Origin of the sequence: Afipia clevelandensis ATCC 49720 (assembly GCF_000336555.1) — a bacterium.
Taxonomy (GTDB): domain Bacteria; phylum Pseudomonadota; class Alphaproteobacteria; order Rhizobiales; family Xanthobacteraceae; genus Afipia; species Afipia clevelandensis.
On record NZ_KB375281.1, the window covers coordinates 473,121 to 491,351 of the forward strand.

The 18,231-nt window shown below is 61.5% G+C and carries 18 protein-coding genes, 1 tRNA gene and 1 pseudogene; 9 read left to right on the forward strand and 11 right to left on the reverse strand.

The features are described 5' to 3' along the window. The first annotated feature begins 26 nt into the window (after window positions 1-26). The 8 genes from HMPREF9696_RS02040 (at window position 27) to HMPREF9696_RS02075 (ending at window position 8,362) form a co-directional block, all read left to right on the forward strand. Window positions 27-725: a phosphatidylserine decarboxylase gene (locus HMPREF9696_RS02040; protein ID WP_002711281.1), complete on the forward strand. Its 699-nt coding sequence runs from the start codon at window positions 27-29 to the stop codon at window positions 723-725. An 80-nt stretch (window positions 726-805) separates the two neighbouring features. After that, window positions 806-1,690 (forward strand): CDP-diacylglycerol--serine O-phosphatidyltransferase, encoded by an 885-nt coding sequence (gene pssA, locus HMPREF9696_RS02045; protein WP_040301087.1) that lies wholly within the window; start codon window positions 806-808, stop codon window positions 1,688-1,690. Window positions 1,691-1,936: 246 nt separating this feature from the next. Then, window positions 1,937-2,710, forward strand: coding sequence for a motility protein A (locus HMPREF9696_RS02050; RefSeq protein WP_002711283.1), 774 nt, complete (start codon window positions 1,937-1,939; stop codon window positions 2,708-2,710). Between the two features lie 22 nt (window positions 2,711-2,732). Continuing rightward, window positions 2,733-3,560, forward strand: coding sequence for an OmpA/MotB family protein (locus HMPREF9696_RS02055; protein WP_002711284.1), 828 nt, complete (start codon window positions 2,733-2,735; stop codon window positions 3,558-3,560). Window positions 3,561-3,715: 155 nt separating this feature from the next. Then, on the forward strand, window positions 3,716-5,617 hold the full coding sequence (locus HMPREF9696_RS02060; protein ID WP_002711285.1) for a potassium transporter Kup: 1,902 nt from the start codon (window positions 3,716-3,718) through the stop codon (window positions 5,615-5,617). A gap of 119 nt (window positions 5,618-5,736) precedes the next feature. Further along, window positions 5,737-6,081, forward strand: a complete 345-nt coding sequence (locus tag HMPREF9696_RS02065) for a rhodanese-like domain-containing protein (RefSeq protein ID WP_002711286.1) — start codon at window positions 5,737-5,739, stop codon at window positions 6,079-6,081. Further along, window positions 6,042-7,238, forward strand: a complete 1,197-nt coding sequence (locus HMPREF9696_RS02070) for an aminotransferase (RefSeq protein WP_002711287.1) — start codon at window positions 6,042-6,044, stop codon at window positions 7,236-7,238. The genes HMPREF9696_RS02065 and HMPREF9696_RS02070 overlap by 40 nt, the downstream gene beginning before the upstream one ends. 23 nt (window positions 7,239-7,261) lie before the next feature. Further along, on the forward strand, window positions 7,262-8,362 hold the full coding sequence (locus tag HMPREF9696_RS02075) for a polyamine ABC transporter substrate-binding protein (protein ID WP_040301088.1): 1,101 nt from the start codon (window positions 7,262-7,264) through the stop codon (window positions 8,360-8,362). Here the strand turns inward: HMPREF9696_RS02075 and HMPREF9696_RS02080 are convergent, their stop codons facing one another. The 11 genes and pseudogenes from HMPREF9696_RS02080 to HMPREF9696_RS21530 form a co-directional block, all read right to left on the reverse strand. Continuing rightward, window positions 8,363-9,295: a lipid A biosynthesis lauroyl acyltransferase gene (locus HMPREF9696_RS02080; RefSeq protein WP_002711289.1), complete on the reverse strand. Its 933-nt coding sequence runs from the start codon at window positions 9,293-9,295 to the stop codon at window positions 8,363-8,365. Next, window positions 9,295-10,317: a zinc-binding dehydrogenase gene (locus HMPREF9696_RS02085; protein WP_002711290.1), complete on the reverse strand. Its 1,023-nt coding sequence runs from the start codon at window positions 10,315-10,317 to the stop codon at window positions 9,295-9,297. The genes HMPREF9696_RS02080 and HMPREF9696_RS02085 overlap by 1 nt, the downstream gene beginning before the upstream one ends. Window positions 10,318-10,415: 98 nt before the next feature. Further along, window positions 10,416-11,693: a beta-ketoacyl-ACP synthase gene (locus HMPREF9696_RS02090; protein WP_002711291.1), complete on the reverse strand. Its 1,278-nt coding sequence runs from the start codon at window positions 11,691-11,693 to the stop codon at window positions 10,416-10,418. 15 nt (window positions 11,694-11,708) lie between these two features. Next, window positions 11,709-12,893 carry a beta-ketoacyl-ACP synthase gene (locus HMPREF9696_RS02095; RefSeq protein WP_002711292.1) on the reverse strand — a complete coding sequence of 395 codons (1,185 nt, stop codon included), beginning with the start codon at window positions 12,891-12,893 and terminating at the stop codon, window positions 11,709-11,711. Then, window positions 12,886-13,356, reverse strand: a complete 471-nt coding sequence (locus HMPREF9696_RS02100) for a 3-hydroxyacyl-ACP dehydratase FabZ family protein (RefSeq protein WP_002711293.1) — start codon at window positions 13,354-13,356, stop codon at window positions 12,886-12,888. The genes HMPREF9696_RS02095 and HMPREF9696_RS02100 overlap by 8 nt, the downstream gene beginning before the upstream one ends. Before the next feature lie 11 nt (window positions 13,357-13,367). After that, complete coding sequence (locus HMPREF9696_RS02105) at window positions 13,368-13,649, reverse strand: acyl carrier protein (protein WP_002711294.1); 282 nt, start codon at window positions 13,647-13,649, stop codon at window positions 13,368-13,370. Window positions 13,650-13,811: 162 nt separating this feature from the next. Beyond that, a complete protein-coding gene (locus tag HMPREF9696_RS02110; RefSeq protein ID WP_002711295.1) occupies window positions 13,812-14,126 on the reverse strand; it encodes a hypothetical protein in 315 nt (104 codons plus the stop codon). Between the two features lie 137 nt (window positions 14,127-14,263). Then, window positions 14,264-14,727 (reverse strand): annotated as a pseudogene (locus HMPREF9696_RS02115) (MgtC/SapB family protein). 28 nt (window positions 14,728-14,755) lie between these two features. Beyond that, window positions 14,756-15,337: a peroxidase-related enzyme gene (locus tag HMPREF9696_RS02120; RefSeq protein WP_002711297.1), complete on the reverse strand. Its 582-nt coding sequence runs from the start codon at window positions 15,335-15,337 to the stop codon at window positions 14,756-14,758. A gap of 99 nt (window positions 15,338-15,436) precedes the next feature. Continuing rightward, entirely contained in the window at window positions 15,437-17,218 is a 1,782-nt protein-coding gene (locus HMPREF9696_RS02125; RefSeq protein ID WP_002711298.1) for an ATP-binding protein, read from the reverse strand. A gap of 333 nt (window positions 17,219-17,551) precedes the next feature. Then, window positions 17,552-17,851: a hypothetical protein gene (locus tag HMPREF9696_RS21530; protein WP_157133473.1), complete on the reverse strand. Its 300-nt coding sequence runs from the start codon at window positions 17,849-17,851 to the stop codon at window positions 17,552-17,554. Between the two features lie 235 nt (window positions 17,852-18,086). Between HMPREF9696_RS21530 and HMPREF9696_RS02130 the strand changes: the two genes are divergently transcribed. Beyond that, window positions 18,087-18,160, forward strand: a tRNA-Gln gene (locus HMPREF9696_RS02130). The last annotated feature ends 71 nt before the right edge of the window (window positions 18,161-18,231 follow it).

The window sequence follows — 18,231 nt, forward strand, 5'->3', positions numbered from 1 at the left end:
CACACCCAACGCAGGTTTTTCAAGTCATGTCCGTCGTGAAGTCCATCCGCGATCAAGTTCCTCCAATTCATCCGGAGGGCTATCCCTTCATCGGCGCCTTCGCCTTCGCCAGCCTGATCCTGTTCTGGATCTGGACGCCGCTCGGCTGGATCGGATCGGCGCTGACTGTCTGGTGCGCGTTGTTCTTCCGCGATCCGGTGCGGGTGACGCCGGTGCGCGAGGGCGTGGTCGTGTCGCCCGCAGATGGCCGGGTGTCGATGGTGGTGCAGGCTGTGCCGCCTGCCGAGCTTGGGCTGGGCGACAAGCCGCTGCCGCGCATTTCGATCTTCATGAGCGTGTTCAATTGCCATGTGAACCGCAGCCCGGTGGCGGGGCGTGTTGATCGCATCGCCTATCGTCCCGGCAAGTTTCTGAACGCCGATCTCGACAAGGCCAGCGACGACAACGAGCGCAATTCGCTGGTCATCTCGACCCCGGCCGGGCGGATCGGTGTGATCCAGATCGCGGGCCTCGTGGCGCGCCGGATTGTCTGCTTCGTGAAGGAGGGACAGGTGCTGGGAGCGGGCGAGCGGTTCGGGTTGATCCGGTTTGGCTCCCGGCTCGATGTCTTCCTGCCCGAAGGCGCCAAGGCCCTGGTCTCCGAAGGTCAGACCGCGATCGCGGGCGAGACCGTGCTGGCCGATTTCAAGATCGGCGATGGCGGGCGGAGCTACCGGCTGGATTAACCACGCGCCCGGCGGGCTTTTCGCCACAATGGTGAAGCAGGGTGGGGACTGTTATATAAGGTCCTGTCTCACAAGGTCCTATGGCCATGCTTCCCGACCCCAGAACGCCCGACCTGCGCCGCCGCCGGTTTCGCCAGATTCCGATCCGGATGCTGGTGCCAAACGTCATTACGTTGCTGGCGATCTGCGCCGGTCTGACCGCGATCCGGCTGTCCATCGAGGGCCGCAACGAACTGGCGCTTGGCGCCATCGTGTTCGCTGCGATCCTCGACGGCATCGACGGCCGCGTCGCGCGGATGATCAAGGGACAGTCCCGCTTCGGCGCCGAACTCGACAGCCTTGCGGATTTCGTCAACTTCGGTGTCGCGCCGGCGCTCATTCTGTACTTCTGGCAGTTGCACGATCTGAAGAACGTCGGCTGGATCGCGGCGATGATCTTCGCCATCAGCGGCGGACTGCGGCTGGCGCGTTTCAACGCCACCATGGACGATCCCAACAAGCCTGCTTTCGCCGGAAACTATTTCACCGGCGTGCCGGCTCCGCTGGGCGCGCTTTGCGTGCTGTTGCCGATGTATCTGGTGTTTATCGGCGCACCGCAGTTGCCTGCGCCGATCACGGCGGCGTTTACCCTGTCGATCGCATTCCTGATGGTTTCACGTCTTCCGGTTTTTTCCGGCAAGATGCTCGGCGGCAGGATCGCGCCGGATATGGTGCTGCCCGTCGTCGTGCTCGTGGTGTTGTTCATCGCGGTCCTGATCAGCTACCCATGGCACCTGCTGACGTTCGGTTCGATCATCTATCTTCTCAGCCTTCCGATTGGATGGTCTTCGTACCGGGCGCATGAGCGCCGCGCGCGGGAAGCCGCAGCGGCAACCGCGACCGGGAGCGCCGAACCGGCGGCAAATTCCGAATTCAATGTCGCAGCCCAGCCGGTCGAAGACGAGCGCCCGCCGCGCTTGAACTGATCCATGCCGGGCGCATGCGGCCCTGATGGTTAACGAATTCCTGAAAATTGCATCGGACGGATGCCCGCACAGCTCAAGCCGCGCGGGAATCGCTACCATTTGACCGTCCTGAGGACGCGCGATCCGATTTATCGCCGCGCAGCGGGCATCAATTCGATAACCTTTACCCGACCTTAATGGCCCGACCCTAGTGTTCCAAATGCGCGCTCAGAATGGGCCGCGCCGTTGGTTGCGTTGGAGTCGGTCATGGATATCGCTACCGGAGCCGGATTGCTCGCGGGCATTATCGTTCTTTGTACGCTTATCCTGATGGGCGGCGATTTCCGGATGTTCTACGACGTCCACGCCGTCATTATCATTTTCGGCGGCTCGTTCGCCGCCACACTGATCCGCTTTCCCTTTTCCGCGATTATCCACGGCATGCCGCTCGGCGCCAAGTTCGCCTTCACGATGAGCCGCCTGACCGCGCGCGATCTCGTCGATGAACTGGCGCGTATCGCGGAAGTTGCCCGCAAGCAGGGGCCGGTCGGTCTTGAAAAGATCGAAGCTGACGATCCGTTCCTCGCCAAGGGCATTCGTTATATCGCGGATGGTTACGACCTTGAGTTCATACGCGACAATCTCGAGCGCGATCGTGACAACTTCCTGATGCACCTTAACGAAGGCTCCAAGATTTATCGTGCGATCGGCGACTGCGCGCCGGCATTCGGCATGATCGGAACCTTGCTCGGCATGGTGCAGATGTTTTCCAACATGTCGGACCCGTCAAAGCTCGGCCCGTTCATGGCGGTGGCGCTGCTGGCGACGCTCTACGGCGCGCTTGTGGCGAACCTGATCTGTCTTCCCATCGCCGACAAGCTGCACGTCAAGCTGCTGGACGAAGAGACCAACCGCACCCTGATCATCGACGGAATCCTGATGATCCGCGACGCGAAGTCGCCGACGCTCGTTCGCGAGATGCTGCTGGCCTATCTGCCCGAGAAACATCGCCACGAAGAGGGCGAGCCTGTTCCTGCATAACGGCTGAAGCGGATTCGACGGGATGGCCAAGAAGAAAAAAGAAGAGGCGCATGGCGGTCACGGCTGGTTCGTGACCTTCGCCGACCTGATGGCGCTGCTCTTGAGCTTCTTCGTCATGCTCGTGGCGTTCTCCAATCAGGATTCCAACAAGCTGAAGATCGTCGCTGGATCAATGCGCGAGGCGTTCGGCATCCAGACCCATTCCCGCTTTTCCGGCATCATCGAGTCCGACGGACTTCCGACGCGTCCGCGGCTCAAGCACACGACACACGTTCCGCCGGAGGAGCCCACCAACAACCCGACGCCGGATCAGGAAGACCAGTTCAAGATCGCCGGCGCCCGCATGAAAACGGACCGCGAGTTCGCGCTCGCGTCGGCTTCGCTGCGTCAGGCGCTGCAGGACCTGCCGGAAATCTCCGAACTGTCCAAGCACATCATGTTCGAGGAGACCAAGCAGGGTCTGAACCTCGAGATCGTGGATCAGGACGGCCGCTCGATGTTTGCCGACGGCTCGAAACAGCCGCTGGAGCGGACCCGCCGCCTGCTTCAGAAACTTGCAACGCCGCTGAAGGTGACGCCGCTGCGGGTGGTAATTGTGGGACATACCTCCGCGGGCTTTGTCCCGTCGCGATCGGGGTATGACGGGTTCGATCTGTCTGCTGACCGGGCCAACGTGGTTCGCCAGATTCTCGAGCGGGAAGGGCTGCCGACCTCCCACATCTTTTCTGTCGCCGGGAAGGCCGATACCCAGCCGCTGTTTCCAGACGATCCCTCGCTCGCCGCAAACCGGCGTGTCACCATCACATTGATGAGGGAAGACCCGCCACTACCCCCCAACCTTAGGCCTTGAATTTGGGTGTATTATAATACCGTTAATGCGATGTTTCTGGGGTTCCATGCCGGTGTCGCAGTGGACATCGGATGGCAGTGATATAAGAAGCGCCACTCTCGTGTGATCCCGGCCGGCCGGGATCCAAGGACATCCTCAGGGCGTTTCTTTCGATCATGGCTGCAAGCGACTTACCCGCCGATACGCCCCAAGAGGTGCCGGTAACCACCGGCTTTTGGGCTCTCACTATCGGAAGCATCGGCGTTGTGTTCGGGGACATCGGCACGTCGCCGCTGTATGCCTTTCGCGAAGCCGTCCACAATGCGTCGGGGGGCGGGCCGGTCTCCCGCGAGATCGTGCTCGGCGTCCTGTCGCTCATCCTGTGGTCGCTGATCGTCGTTGTGACGATCAAGTATGTTCTGTTGTTGCTGCGTGCCGACAACAACGGCGAGGGCGGGACGCTCTCGCTGATGGCGCTGGGTCAGCGCGCACTCGGACGGCGAAGCTGGCTGCTTCTGGCGCTGGGCGTTATCGGCGGCTCGATGTTCCTCGGCGACGCCATGATCACGCCCGCGATTTCGGTGCTCTCCGCAGTCGAAGGCTTGAAGATCGCAGCGCCCGCGCTGGAGCATGTGGTTGTCCCGGTCGCCATCGTCATCCTGATCTGCCTGTTCGCGGTCCAGAGCAGGGGCACGGCCATGGTGGCCAGCGCCTTTGGTCCCGTGATGATTGTCTGGTTCCTGACGCTCGGCGTCATGGGCCTGATGCACATCAGCGATGATCCCGGCATTGTGCATGCGATCAACCCGATTTTCGCGGTCGAGTTTCTGCTCACCCATGGCGTGATCGGACTGGTGATTCTCGGCGCGGTCTTTCTCGCCGTGACCGGCGGCGAAGCGCTGTACGCCGATCTCGGCCATTTCGGCCGCAAGCCGATCCAGACCGCCTGGTTCTATTTCGTGCTGCCGTGTCTTCTGCTCAATTACTTCGGACAGGGTGCGCTGGTTCTCTCGCATCCCGAGGCCATCGAAAATCCCTTCTACCGCATGGTGCCGGACAAGGTGCTGGTCCCGCTGATCTGCCTTGCGACGGCCGCCACCGTGATCGCCAGCCAGGCCGTGATCACCGGCGCGTTCTCGCTGGTGCGGCAGGCGATTCAGCTTGGTCTGCTGCCACGGTTCGAGGTTCGCTACACTTCCGAGACCCATGCAGGACAAATCTATCTGCCGCGCGTCAACATCATGCTGTTGATCGGCGTGCTGCTGCTGGTGGGTCTGTTCCGGACATCGAGCGGTCTGGCCTCGGCCTATGGCATCGCCGTATCCACCACGATGGTCTGCGACGGCATCATGTGCTTCGTGGTGATCTGGAAGCTGTGGAACTGGCGTGCTGCGACGGCGGCGGCATTGATTCTGCCGCTGGTGGTGATCGACCTGACCTTCCTGACGGCGAACCTTCTGAAACTTCTGCAGGGCGCGTGGGTGCCGGTGCTGTTCGGAATCATGATGGCCGGGCTGATCTGGACCTGGCGGCGCGGTGCCGCGATTCTGGTCAACAAGACCCGGCGCACTGAAGTCCCGCTGCTTGATCTGATCAAGAGCCTTGAGAAGCGCCCTCCGCATATCGTCAAGGGGACGGCTGTGTTCCTGACCAGCGATCCCGAATATGTCCCGACTGCGCTGCTCCACAATCTCAAGCACAACAAGGTCCTGCACGAACACAATGTGATCCTGACCATTCACACGGCCGAGACGCCGCGGGTCGATCTGGCCGACCGGGTCAAGATGGAGACGGTCAGCGACAAGTTCTCGACGGTCCGGTTGTCCTTCGGCTTCATGGAATCGCCGAACGTGCCCAAGGCGCTGGCTGTCGCGCGCAAGCTCGGCTGGCAGTTCGACATCATGTCCACATCGTTCTTCGTGTCGCGGCGCTCGCTCAAGCCCGCCGCGCAATCCGGCATGCCGAAGTGGCAGGATCACCTGTTCATCGCCATGAGCCGCTCGGCGAACGACGCCACGGACTACTTCCAGATACCGACGGGCCGGGTGGTGGAAGTCGGCACGCAGGTCACGATTTGACCGCGCAGGCCTTTGCTTGCGCTTGATTTTCCTGCCGCAAAAAGACAGGTTGTGCGCGGTTCGCGCATAATGTTGGGGCGCGTGCCTGCGTTTCTGACATCTGCTCGGAGCGCGTCCCGATGGAGGTCGATGTGTCTCAGGCTGACAAGGTCCACGATTTGACGGCGGAAGAGGTTGCCGCGGGAATCGAGCAGGGGAAGTATCTTCTGATCGACGTCCGCGAACCGAATGAAGTTGCAGCCGAGGCCTACCCGAACGCTCTGGTCCTTCCGCTCTCGACCTTCAATCCGGACGAAATTCCCGACCCGCAGGGCAAGACGGTGGTTTTCGCCTGCCGCTCCGGCAAGCGTTCGGTCACCGCGTCGCTGGCCGCGCAGGCCGCGGGCAAGCCCTATGACTCGCATCTCGCGGGCGGGATGCTGGGATGGAAGGCAGCCGGGCTGCCATCGAAGACCGGCGGCTGATTGCCGTGAACCCGATTTTCGCGGATCTGCCGAACACCATTTTCGACGTCATGTCGCAGGCCGCGCGTGACCTCAACGCTATCAATCTCGGTCAGGGTTTTCCGGAAGACCCGGGGCCGCTCGACGTCCGGCAGAAGGCCGCTGATGCGGTCCTGAACGGCTACAATCAATATCCCTCGATGATGGGCATCCCTGAGCTGCGGCAGGCCATCGCCATCCACTACGCGCACTGGCATGGCCTGCAGCTGGATCCCATGAGCGAGGTGATGGTCACCTCCGGCGCCACGGAAGCGCTCACGGGCTCGATCCTCGGTCTGGTGCAGCCTGGCGACGAGGTGCTGCTGTTCCAGCCGATGTACGATTCCTACGTTCCGATCATCCGGCTGGCCGGCGGCATTCCCAAGTTCCTGCGCCTGGAGCCGCCGCACTGGCGTTTGCCGGAGGAGGCGATCCGCGCCGCGATCACGCCGAAGACGCGCTATGTGATGCTCAACAATCCGCTCAATCCGGCGGCTGTGGTCTACCCGCGCGAAGATCTCGAAATGCTCGGACGGATTTGTCAGGAGCACAACCTGATCGCGATATGCGATGAGGTCTGGGAGCACGTCGTATTCGACGGGCGGGAGCATATTCCGCTGATCACCATTCCTGGCATGCGAGATCGCACGGTGAAGATCGGGTCGGCCGGCAAGATTTTCGGATTGACCGGCTGGAAGATCGGGTTTGTCTGCGCCGCGCCGCATATTTTGCGCGTGCTCGCGAAAGCGCATCAGTTCATCACCTTTACGACCGCACCGAACCTTCAGGTCGCCGTGGCCTATGGTCTTGGCAAGCCGGACGACTATTTTCATCAGATGCGGGCAGAACTTGCGCGCAGCCGTGATCGACTGAGCAAGGGGCTATCCGGGCTTGGCTTCCCGGTGCTGCAATCGCAGGGGACATACTTTCTGAACGTCGATCTCGCGCCGCTCGGCCTGAACGAGAGCGATGTCGCGTTCTGCAAGCGCATCGTGCACGAGCACAAGGTGGCCGCGATTCCCGTGTCGGCCTTTTATGAAGAGAACCATGTGACGTCGGTCGTGCGCTTCTGTTTCTCGAAGAGCGACGCCACGCTCGACACGGCGCTGGAGCGTCTGACGCACGTCCTTCACGGTTGAGGAGAAAACCGGTGTCTGTCGACATGAAAAGGGGGCTGGCCGTCGCGGCGGCCGTTGCAGGCTTTCTTTCTGCTAGCGCGCCGTTGGCACAGGCGCAGCAGCGCAGCGTCAATTTCTACAACTGGTCGAACTATATGGCCCCCGGTGTTCTTGAGGAGTTCACCAAGGAAACCGGCATCAAGGTCACGTACGACACGTTCGACGCCAACGAAACCGTGGAGACGCGCCTTCTCGCAGGCAAGTCAGGTTACGATGTCGTAGTGCCGACAGCCTATTTCCTGCAGCGTCAGATCGCGGCCAACATTTTCCAGAAGCTCGACAAGTCGAAGCTCCCCAATCTCGCCAACGCATGGCCCGAGGTGACCAAACGCCTCGCGATCTATGATCCCGGCAACGCTTTCGCCGCGAATTACATGTGGGGCACCACCGGTATCGGCTACAACGTCAAGAAAGTGCAGGAAATTCTTGGGCCTGAGGCGAAACTCGATTCATGGTCTGCCGTGTTCGTTCCGGAGAACCTTGCGAAGTTCAAGGATTGCGGCATTCACATGCTGGATTCCGCGGACGACATCCTGCCGGCGGCGCTGAACTATCTTGGTCTCGACCCGAATTCGACCAAGCAGGCCGATCTCGAAAAGGCCGCGGAGCTTGTCAGCAAGGTGCGGCCTTATGTGCGCAAGTTTCACTCGTCCGAATATCTGAACGCGCTCGCCACCGGCGAAATCTGTTTCGTGGTCGGATGGTCGGGCGACATCAAGCAGGCGCAAAGCCGCGCCGCAGAAGCCAGGAACGGCGTCGAGATCGGATATACGATCCCGAAAGAGGGCGCGCAGATGTTCTTCGACAACTTCGCCATCCCGGCGGACGCCAAGAATGTCGCCGAGGCGCACGAACTGATCAACTATCTTTACCGGCCGGATGTCGCTGCGAAGAACTCGGACTATCTGTCCTATGCCAACGGCAACCTTGCCAGCCAGAAGCTGATCGACCCGAAGATCATGAACGACAAGACGATCTATCCGGACGATGCGACGCTGAAGCGCCTCTTCGTGATCACCGCGCGCGATCCCGCCACCCAGCGCATCATCAATCGCCTGTGGACGCGGGTGAAGACCGGGCGATGACTATCGCCAGCGGCGATGCAGCCAGAGCCATTGCTCTGGATGTTCGCGGACCCATCCCTCGATCACGCCGTTGATGGCCTGTGTGGTGCCTTGCACGTCGATCTTGCCGTCGGCATCGCGCACCGGTTTCACCTCGTCCGACATCTCGATGCGGAAGCGGTGATTCGGAAGGCGCATGATCCGGACGCCGTGAATCGGGACTTCGATCTGCCGGGCAAGACGCGCGAGGAGCGGGTTGGCTTTCGTCTTTCGCCCAAAGAATGTGATATCAACGCCTCGCCCGAAATGCTGATCCACCAGCATGCCGACATGGACACCATTCTGCAGCGCCTGCGCCAGACGTAACGGCGCATCGTGCGTGGTCGCGACCATCGTGCCCATGTTGACGGAGCGGATATCCTGAACCGCGCGGTCAACAGCCGCGATGTTCGGACGGCGGAACAGCACGGCGGATTCGAGACCGTAAGCCGGGGCGGCGAGGGCAGGCAACTCCCAGTTGGCGAGATGCGACGCGAAGATCAATGCGCCTTTGCCATCGTCACGCAGCGCCACGAATTTCTCGATGCTGCCGGGAGCCGGTTCGATGCGTCCGCTCTCCCAGTTGTCGGGATTGAGATCCCACAGATGGTCGATATGTGCGAATTCCGCGCCGACGCGGCCGAGATTTTCCCAGACGCCCATCAGGATCGTGTCGATCTCGGCAGGTGACTTTTCCGGAAAGGCCGCGGTCAGGTTGGCGCGGCCGATCTTGTGCTCGCGCAGCCACGGACCCACGGTGCGTGTCACCGAGCCGAAGAAATTGGCGGTCTTGTCGGGATCGAAATAGCGGGTCGCGCGCAGCAGGCCGACCGCAATCGCGCCGACCATGGCGTCCGTCACGGGTTTGAACGCATCGCGCAGGATCGCTCGGGTGCGGAGGAGGACGCGGCGCATCAGAAAGTCACGACGATCTTGCCGAACACCTGCCGGCTTTCCATTCGCTTCAGCGCGGTTTCTACATCGCTGATCGGGACTTCGGTATCAATCACGGGCTTCATGCCTTGTGCCATCTTGTCGAGGCTGTCAGCGATATTCCTGATGGTCGCGCCGAACGACCCGAAGATGCGGTATTGCTGCTGAAACAGCTGCATCAAATTGATCGTGGTGGTGGGGCCGGAGGTCGAACCGCAGGTCACCAGCCGTCCGCCGCGCTTCATGCAGAGCAGCGAGCCGTTGAAGGTGTCCGCGCCGACGTGCTCAAACACCACGTCGACACCCTTCTTTTTTGTGATCTTGCGCGTCTCGCCTTCAAAACGATCCTTGCGATAGTTGATGACGTAATCGGCACCGAGCTTCTTCACGCCTTCGATCTTTGAGTCGTCGCCGACAGTCGTAATGACGGTGCAACCGATCGCCTTGGCCATCATGATCGCCACTGTGCCGATGCCGGAGCCGCCGGCATGAACCAGCACGGTTTCGCCGGGCAGTAGTCTGGCGTTGTCGAACAGCATGTGCTGGACGGTCGAATAGGCAATCGGCGCGCAGGCTGCGTCGCGGTCCGAGACACCATCCGGAACGGGAATGACCAGCCGCTCATCGAGGTTCATCAGTTCGCGCGCGAAGCCGTCGACATGAAAGCCCATGATACCCGCGACATTTTCGCAGAGATTGTCGCGGCCTGCCTGACATGCCGGACAGGTGCCGCAGGTCAGCGCGCCATACATCACGACCTTCTGTCCCGGCCTGAAGCGCGTGACGCCTGCGCCGACCGTGGCAATCTCGCCCGAGGCTTCCGCGCCAACCACGAGCGGCAGCTTGCGCTTGGCGAAAGCCATGCCGCGATAGCCCCACACATCGATATGGTTGAGAGCGACGGCCTTGACGCGGATCTGCACCTCGCCCGCGCCGGGCGGAGGGGGAGGCGGTGCATCCGCGACCACAAGCTGGCGGTCGGCAACGAGGGTGAGCGCGCGCATCAAGGCGTCCTGGAAGGCTGATTTTTCTTGCAGAATTGGACGTCGGTATCGCCGGTTCGGCGCAGGCCGTCAACCGCCGGACCCCTTACCGCGAGCCTTCAGACCGGCTCGCGGGTGAGGATCAGGGAAGCGTTCTGACCGCCGAAACCGAATGAGTTCGACATCACCCCGGTCACGCGCGCGTCGCGCGCCTTGTTGGGCACCACATCGAACGGAATGGCCGGATCCGGCACATCGTAGTTGATGGTCGGCGGGATGCGCTGGTTCTCCAGCGTAAGCAGGGAGACCACGGCTTCCACAGCGCCTGCTGCCGACAGTGTGTGTCCGATCATCGACTTGTTGGACGAGACGGGAATCTGCTGCGCGCGCTCGCCGAACACCGTGGAGATGCCAAGATATTCCATCTTGTCGTTTTCCGGCGTGCTGGTGCCGTGGGCATTGATGTAGTCGATCTGTTCGATCCCCATACCGGCGTCCGACAGCGCATTCTTCACGCAGCCGACGATCGGCTTGCCGTCAGGGCTCGAGCGCGTGCGATGGAAGGAGTCCGCCAACTCGCCGCATCCTGCGACGACGCCGAGAATCTTCGCGCCGCGCGCGGTTGCGGACTCGAGACTTTCCAGCACGAGCGCGCCTGCGCCTTCGGCCATCACAAAGCCGTCGCGGTTCTTCGAGAACGGACGTGCAGCCGCTTGCGGCGGATCGTTATGGGTCGAAAGCGCCGACAGAAGCGAGAAGCGGATCAGCGCTTCCGCATTCACCGAGCCGTCCGTTGCCACGCAGAGCGCGGCATCGGTTTCGCCGCGGCGGATCGCTTCGACACCGAGCTGGATCGCGGTTGCGCCCGAGGCACAAGCCGTCGACAGCGAAATTGGAGAGCCCTTGGTGCCGAACGTCTCGATCAGATGGTCGGCCACGGAGCCGAACAGGAAGCGGCGATGCAGACCGGTGAAGCGGCCATTGCCGCTGACCTTGAGCAGTGCGTCGTAGTCGATGCCTGCATCCAGTCCGGTTGCGCGCGCGATGTCGTTGCGCGGCTCCCATTCGAGTTCGATGGGGGCGACCGCGAGAAACAGCGGGCCGGGGAAGTCGCCCTTGCTGCCGATGCCGGACTGCGCAACGGCTTCCTCGACAGCCATATCGGCCAGCCGCTCCGAAAGCGATGTCGAGGAGAACGGCTCGACCGGGATGAAGTCGACAGTCCCGGCAATTGTCGTCTTGAGGCCATCGGTCGGAAAACGGGTGATGGTGCGGATACCGGATTCGCCCGCAGTCAGTTTCGCCCAGTTATCGGCCTTGCCGGCGCCGAGAGAGGTCACGACGCCCATGCCGGTGACAACAACAATAGGCCGTCCGAATTTGTCGCGAGTCGCCATCGTGTGTTTCCCCGCCTAAACGGCTTCGACCAGCGCCATGCCTTCGCCGCGCCAGTGACCGGCCCCGATCACAACAATCTGGGATGGCGCCTTGGTCGTTTCAATCTCGACGCCGCTATTATCGTTCGCCGGGAACAGGCCGCCGCGGGAGAGCGAGAGGGCCGCCAGCGCGAGGCCAAGCGGAAACTGCGCTTCGACCACATGACCGAAGGCGGTGCCGGTGCTGCGCACGGGCACATCGCGGTGCTTTTCAAGGAAGGCGCGTTCTTCACCGGTGACAGGGGCGGCACCGGTCGCGCCGGTGATGATCGCAGCGTTCGAGTCCGGCTTCAGTTTCGACCACAGGCCGTCGAGCGATGCGGTGACATCGCCAGTGGTCTTGCGCCGCGCATGATCGGAGACGACGTTGGTGAGTTTCGCGTAAGGCTTGGCGCCGCGCGCGAGCGCGTGCTCTTTGGACTCGATCACGAGAAACACGCCGCCGGACCCGAGCGCGAAGCCGTTGTCGCGCTCCCAGACCGGCTTGAACTTGTCTTTCAGGTTGAAGTCGCCGAACTCGTAGAGCATCAGCATTTCCTTGCGCTCGCTGTTCTGTGCAGCGCCCACAAGGGCAATGTCGCTCTGGCCGGAGGCGATCCGCGCCAGTGCGATCCGCGCGGCATCGAAACCGGCTGCTTCCTCGCCCATGAAGGTGCGGGACGATCCGGTCACGCCATGGACGATGGAGATGTTTCCGGCGAGCAGGTTGGACAATTGCGCCAGAAACAGCGTCGGCCGCAGATCGTTCATCAGCCGCTCGTTGAACAGCGCAGGATTCGCGTTGCCCTGGATGTTCGCGTTGACGATCGATGAGTCGACGGCAAGGTCACGTTCACCCCCGCCGGCGGCGACGATCATGTCCATGCGCGAAAGAATCTCGGCATTGCCTTTGACGCCCGCGGAGTCGAGGGCAAGGCCGGCCGCATAGGTGCCGATGCGCTGCCATGCTTCCATCTGACGCTGATCGCCCTTCTTGGGGATCTGCGCGTCGAAACTCAGCTTCGTCATCGGGTGGACGATGTAGGGCGCGAACGTCGTCTCGTCGACATTCACCGTCTTGGCCTGCAGCGCGGCCCAATGTGCATCCAGTCCTTCGCCAAGCGAGGTCGCAAGGCCGATGCCTGTGATCCAGGCTTCACGCGATGGGGAAGTTTCAGCCATGAGCGACCTGTTCGGGAAAGCCGATCCGCTTGGCCATGGCTTCCATGTGGACGCGCAAATCGGGATGCGGAAACGGGGTGTGCCGGAAGGTCAGCGTCGCGTTGCACTTCATCTTGCCGGCAACGTGGACCTTGGCGTCGGTCACGGCGAAGCCGGAGCCGTCATGAACAAGGCTGGCATCAATCGTCAGCAATTCGCCGGGCTTCACGAAGTCGCGCATCTTGGCTTCCTTGACGCTGGCCAGGAAGGGCATGCGCTCGAACTTCAAAAGCGCGATCAGAAGCCAGCCGGAGGTCTGAGCCATGGCTTCGGTCAGAAGCACGCCGGGCATTAACGGATAGCCGGGGAAGTGCCCCTCGAAGACCGGGCTGGTTTGCGGGACCTGCGACTCGACACAAATGGTCCGCTTACCGATGTCGAGATCGGTAATGCGGTCCACCATCTGGAAGTATTCGAGCTGCATGGCCGGGCGCGTCAGGCGCCCTTGGCGGCGACCAGTTCGTCGATGCGCGCGCTGAGGTTCTTCAGAACAAAGTACTGCTCGGTCGTCGCCTTGCCGTCGTTGACCTCCTGGGTCCACTTTTCCAGCGGGAGCTTGATACCGAATGCCTTGTCGATGGCGAAAGCGATGTCGAGGAAGTCGAGGCTGTCGATGCCCAGATCGTCGATGGCGTGGCTTTCCGGAGTGATCGTGTCGCGGGGAATGTCGCACGTTTCCGCAATGATCGTGGCGACCTGATCGAATGTAGACGACATGCTAAACCTTTGAGATTTTTGAGAAAATGCCACTTTTTGGCGTGGGTCGCGGGCTTGGAACAGATGCCACGACCCTCTCAGGACGGGTTGAATCCCCGTATAACGGAGCGGTGAGGCGAGTTCAATGGCGCAGCGGGGCCGGAGGGGAACCGGTTTTCGAGGCTAGTTGTGGCGAATCAGATCGATCTTCTGAGCCGAAATATGGGCGCAGTCGCGCCGGCCCATCAGGACGCAATCCTGGGCGTTGCGCAGATCGGCGAGAGTTATCGCGAGCCAGACGCCGAGGCCGGTCAGGAGGGCCGTAAAGCCAATTGCGGCGGCATTGGCGACCATGCGCTGCCGGTAATCGTCACGGCTCTCGCGCGGCATTTCATAGCGGGACAGGTCAGGCGCCAGATGTCCCGCACGCTGAAGCGCGGGCAGCGGAGTATGGGTGCGGGGGCGATATTTCAGTATGCGATGCTCGCCTTCAATCATCGGCAACAGTCCCAAATCAGCACGCGCAGGGCGGTTTTCCCGCCACGTTTCTTGGGCGATACGATAGCCCCGCAATATCAAAAAGGATAGAAGGAACGAAATCTATCGGCTGGACCTGCGGCGCGATCAGGGGGCAGTTAGTCTTCCGGGTTTTGGTCAGGCTCGCCGCGGAGAATGCGATGCACGGCGCGCTCTATCGGGCCGCCGAGCGCAAGGAGCAGCAGTGCGATCAAAAGGGCGACAAGGACCAGCCGCCACAGTCCGAGACCGCATACAATTCCGATACAAGCCGTGAACCAGACGCAGGCAGCGCTGGTGAGGCCCTTACCTTCGACTGATCGGCGTGGACGATTACGCCCGCGCCGAGAAATCCGATTCCGGTCAGCAGCCCCTGAATGACCCGGCTTGTTCCGTCGGACAGCCGCCCGGCTTCCAGCGCCGCAGGGCTTGCGAGCAGCACGACAGTTGCGGTGGCAAGGCCGACGAGACCCAGCGTGCGAAGGCCGATCGGCTTGCCGTGCAGATCCCGGTTCAGGCCAATAACTCCCGACGCCAGCGTCGCGACGCCGAGCCGCAGGATGATGTCCCACCAGTCAAGCACTGCAACAGGCCTCTAGCTCGGGGGCCGTTTACGCCTTCGGCACGCGGCCCATCATATAGAACTCGTCGTTCGGCCGCATCTCGGTGATGCTCGCCATACGGTTCGACAGCGCGAAAAACGCGGCGATCGCCGCGATATCCCAGATATCGTCGTCGCTGAAGCCATGACCGCGCAAGGTGTCGAAATCCTGCTGCGAGGTCTTTTGTGCTTCAAGGCAAACCTTGATCGCGAAATCCAGCATGGCGCGCTGACGCGGTGTGATATCGGCCTTGCGGTAGTTGTTGGCGATCTGATCCGCGATCAGCGGGTTCTTCGCGCGAATGCGCAGGATTGCACCGTGCGAGACGACGCAGTAGTGACATTGATTGGCGGCGCTGGTCGCGGTCACGATCATTTCGCGCTCGGTCTTGCTGAGGCCACCGTCCTTCTCCATCAGAGCGTCGTTGTAGGCAAAGAACGCGCGAAATTCGTCCGGCCGATAGGCCAGCGCGAGAAACACGTTCGGCACGAAGCCCGATTTCTCCTGCACGCCGAGAATCCGGGTGCGGATGTCGTCCGGTAGCGTATCGAGTGCGGGAACAGGGAAGCGGCTGATGGGCGGTGTGGTCATGGCGGTGTCCAGTGCAGGCAACGGAATGTCTGCATGGACCATAATCGAGGATAGCACCGGCGCAAGCGTCCGCCTGCGCAACGCAGGGCTACGTCTGCCTTAACGCAGCGGCTTCTTCAGAAGCGAGAAGCGGTCCGGATCGAGACCGAGCGAGGGTTGCAGCAGCGGCGCTTCCGGGACACGCGGAATAGGCCGATCCATGCCAAGGCTTCGGTCAAATCCAGGGCTGCGGTCGAATGTCGGATCGTTCGGCGTTTCGCGGTGTGAGGTCGCGCCACGCCAGCGCTCCAGCACGGAACTGACGAAATTGATGTCATGACCGCCGAACGTTGAGGGTGTCGTCGCGATGGTTGCCTCGCTCCGCGGCAACTGATGCACCGGGACCTCCTTGAAGCGAAGCCGTGTCGGCAACGCAACGCCTTCGCCGAAGGCCAGCACTTCGCGGGTGCCGAGCGATGGCACGAATGACAGCAGGTTGGCGGCGGCATCGGAGACAGCGGAGCGCAGCAAGGCCTGGTCGCGGTCGTTGGCGAGCCGCATCGCGAATAGCGTGTTGCACTGGGAGATGATCGTTGCGTCCAGTTCCGCCGGACGCTGTGTGATCAGCGCCAGATGGACGCCATACTTGCGGCCTTCCTTGGCGATGCGGGATACGGCCTTGCGCGTTGGGCCGAAGCCGACACCACGGTCGGCGGATGCATAACGGTGCGCTTCCTCGCAGACGAAGAGAAGTGGCGAGGCGCCATCGCTCCACAGTCCGAAATCGAAGGCCATGCGGCACAAGACCGAAACGACGGAATCGACGACTTCGGCGGGGAAGCCGGCGAGCTGCATCACGGTCATGGGACGGCCATTCGCCGGCATGCGGAACAGATGACTGATGACTTCCGCCATCGTGTCGCCGCCGACATTGGCGTTCTCGAACATGAAGGCGTAGCGCGGATCGTTCTTCACGGTTTCGATGCGCGTAATCAGCTTGTGGTAGACAATGCGCGACGAGCGGTTTTCAAGTTTGCCCATGCGTTCGTCGATCAGCGAAATCAGATCGACCAGCCGATAAGGCACAGGTGTATCGGCGGTGTAACCGACAGTTTTCGGGTCAATGCGCTTCAGGCCGACGCGATCCGTGTTCTGGTATTGGATATAGGTCGCCTTCGCCACCGGAATCAGTTCGACGAGGACTTCGAGTTCTTCAGGAACGCCCGGGCGTCCACCGAAGATCACGTCCACGAACTCTTCAAAATTGAACAGCCAGAACGGCAGCTTCAGATTGCGGGGGTTGAGCACCAGCGATTTGTCGCCGAAGCAACGGCCATATTCGTTATGCACGTCGAGCAGGAACACGCGCAGGTTCGGCCGAACGCGCAGCACTTCGTTGAGCAGCAGCGACACGCCGCTGGATTTGCCGACGCCGGTGGAGCCGAGCACGGCGAAATGCTTGCTCAGCATTTCCTCGACGTCGACATAGGCGATAACCGAGGGATCCTGCTGCAACGTGCCGACGTTGATCTGCTCGGCTTTCGACGGTGCATAGACCGTGCGCAGTTGCTGATTGGTGAGAACGTCGACCAGATCGCCGATAGTCGGATAGCTTGTGACACCGCGTTGAAATCGCCCCGACGGACCAGCGGCGATTTCGCCGAGCAGGTCGACGGAGGCGATCGCGATATAGTTGTCTGTCGTCGGCAGGTTTTCCCGGCTGACCTCGGTAATCATCGCAACGATAATCGTCGTGGACGTGCGAATGCCGAAGAACTGACCGACGGTGGCGCGGACGTTGGAATCGTTGATCTGGCTTGTGGCCATCAGGCCGACGCGCGCCTGTGAACCGCGCACCGAGATGACACGTCCGAGCGAGGCGGGCTGGGGTGAAGTCAACATGGATAGCCTGTCGTGAGGGGCGGATTTCCCTCGACTGTACAAAGGCTTGTTGCAGGAATTGTTAAACAGCCTGGCGGCTTTGCGCGCATCCGCGGCATTGGCCGGCGCACCGGAGGGCGCCCCGGGGCCGCTAAGACCCGATGATTCAAGGGGTATTTTTATATTGGATGGCGACCGCCGGAATTTGCACCGGTCAGAAATTAAGCGTCTGTTTACCTTGCATTGTTGCTGGCGGCGCCGTTGTCCGGAGTGAGGCGTGGGCAGTTCTGTCCGGGTGGACCTGTTCGTCTGGCTGATGGCCCGCCCGGCTTGGCGCGGAGCGGGCCATTTTCATTAGAGCGCAGGCTCTTCATGCTCAGGATGATGGCCGGTGCCGCACAGCGAGCCGTGGGCGCAATCGCATCCGCTGCCGCAGTCGCTATCGACGCGGCAATATCGGGCTGCGCAGGTCGCGGCCATGTCTTTCTGTGGCAGCAATTTTTGCACCCGGCTCTCCGCAGTTACAGGAACAGCGTAGGGCGCAAACAAGACCGGACTCGCATTCTTGGGCGGGAAAATCTGTTGTGTCCCTGCCGTCGCAGGAAGAACAAAGGCCAGGCAGATGGTGGCAATAATCGCAAATACTCGCTTCACTATAGCCTCCCTCAAATCGCCGGCGGACTGCCGGCTCGTTTGAGTATGAGGCAATATAATACCTCGCGCCAGCCTTTGACTGCGTCGGCCGGTCAGCGCTCTCTGGTCGCCACGCCAAGGTCCTGTTGCAGTTGACTAGATCAGGCGACAGCGCCATAAGGGCGAACCGCGAACGGGATTGGCAGATCGCTTGACCGCGATTCATAAAACCACTTTCTAAGTGGTTGAAATCCTTTGGGGAATGGTGTAACGGTAGCACAACAGACTCTGACTCTGTTTGTCTAGGTTCGAATCCTAGTTCCCCAGCCAGCCAGTTCAGTCTCTCGGATAGAAACTGGCTCTGCCTAAGAGCGCTTTATTTTTCAGCGGGTTAGCGGGCA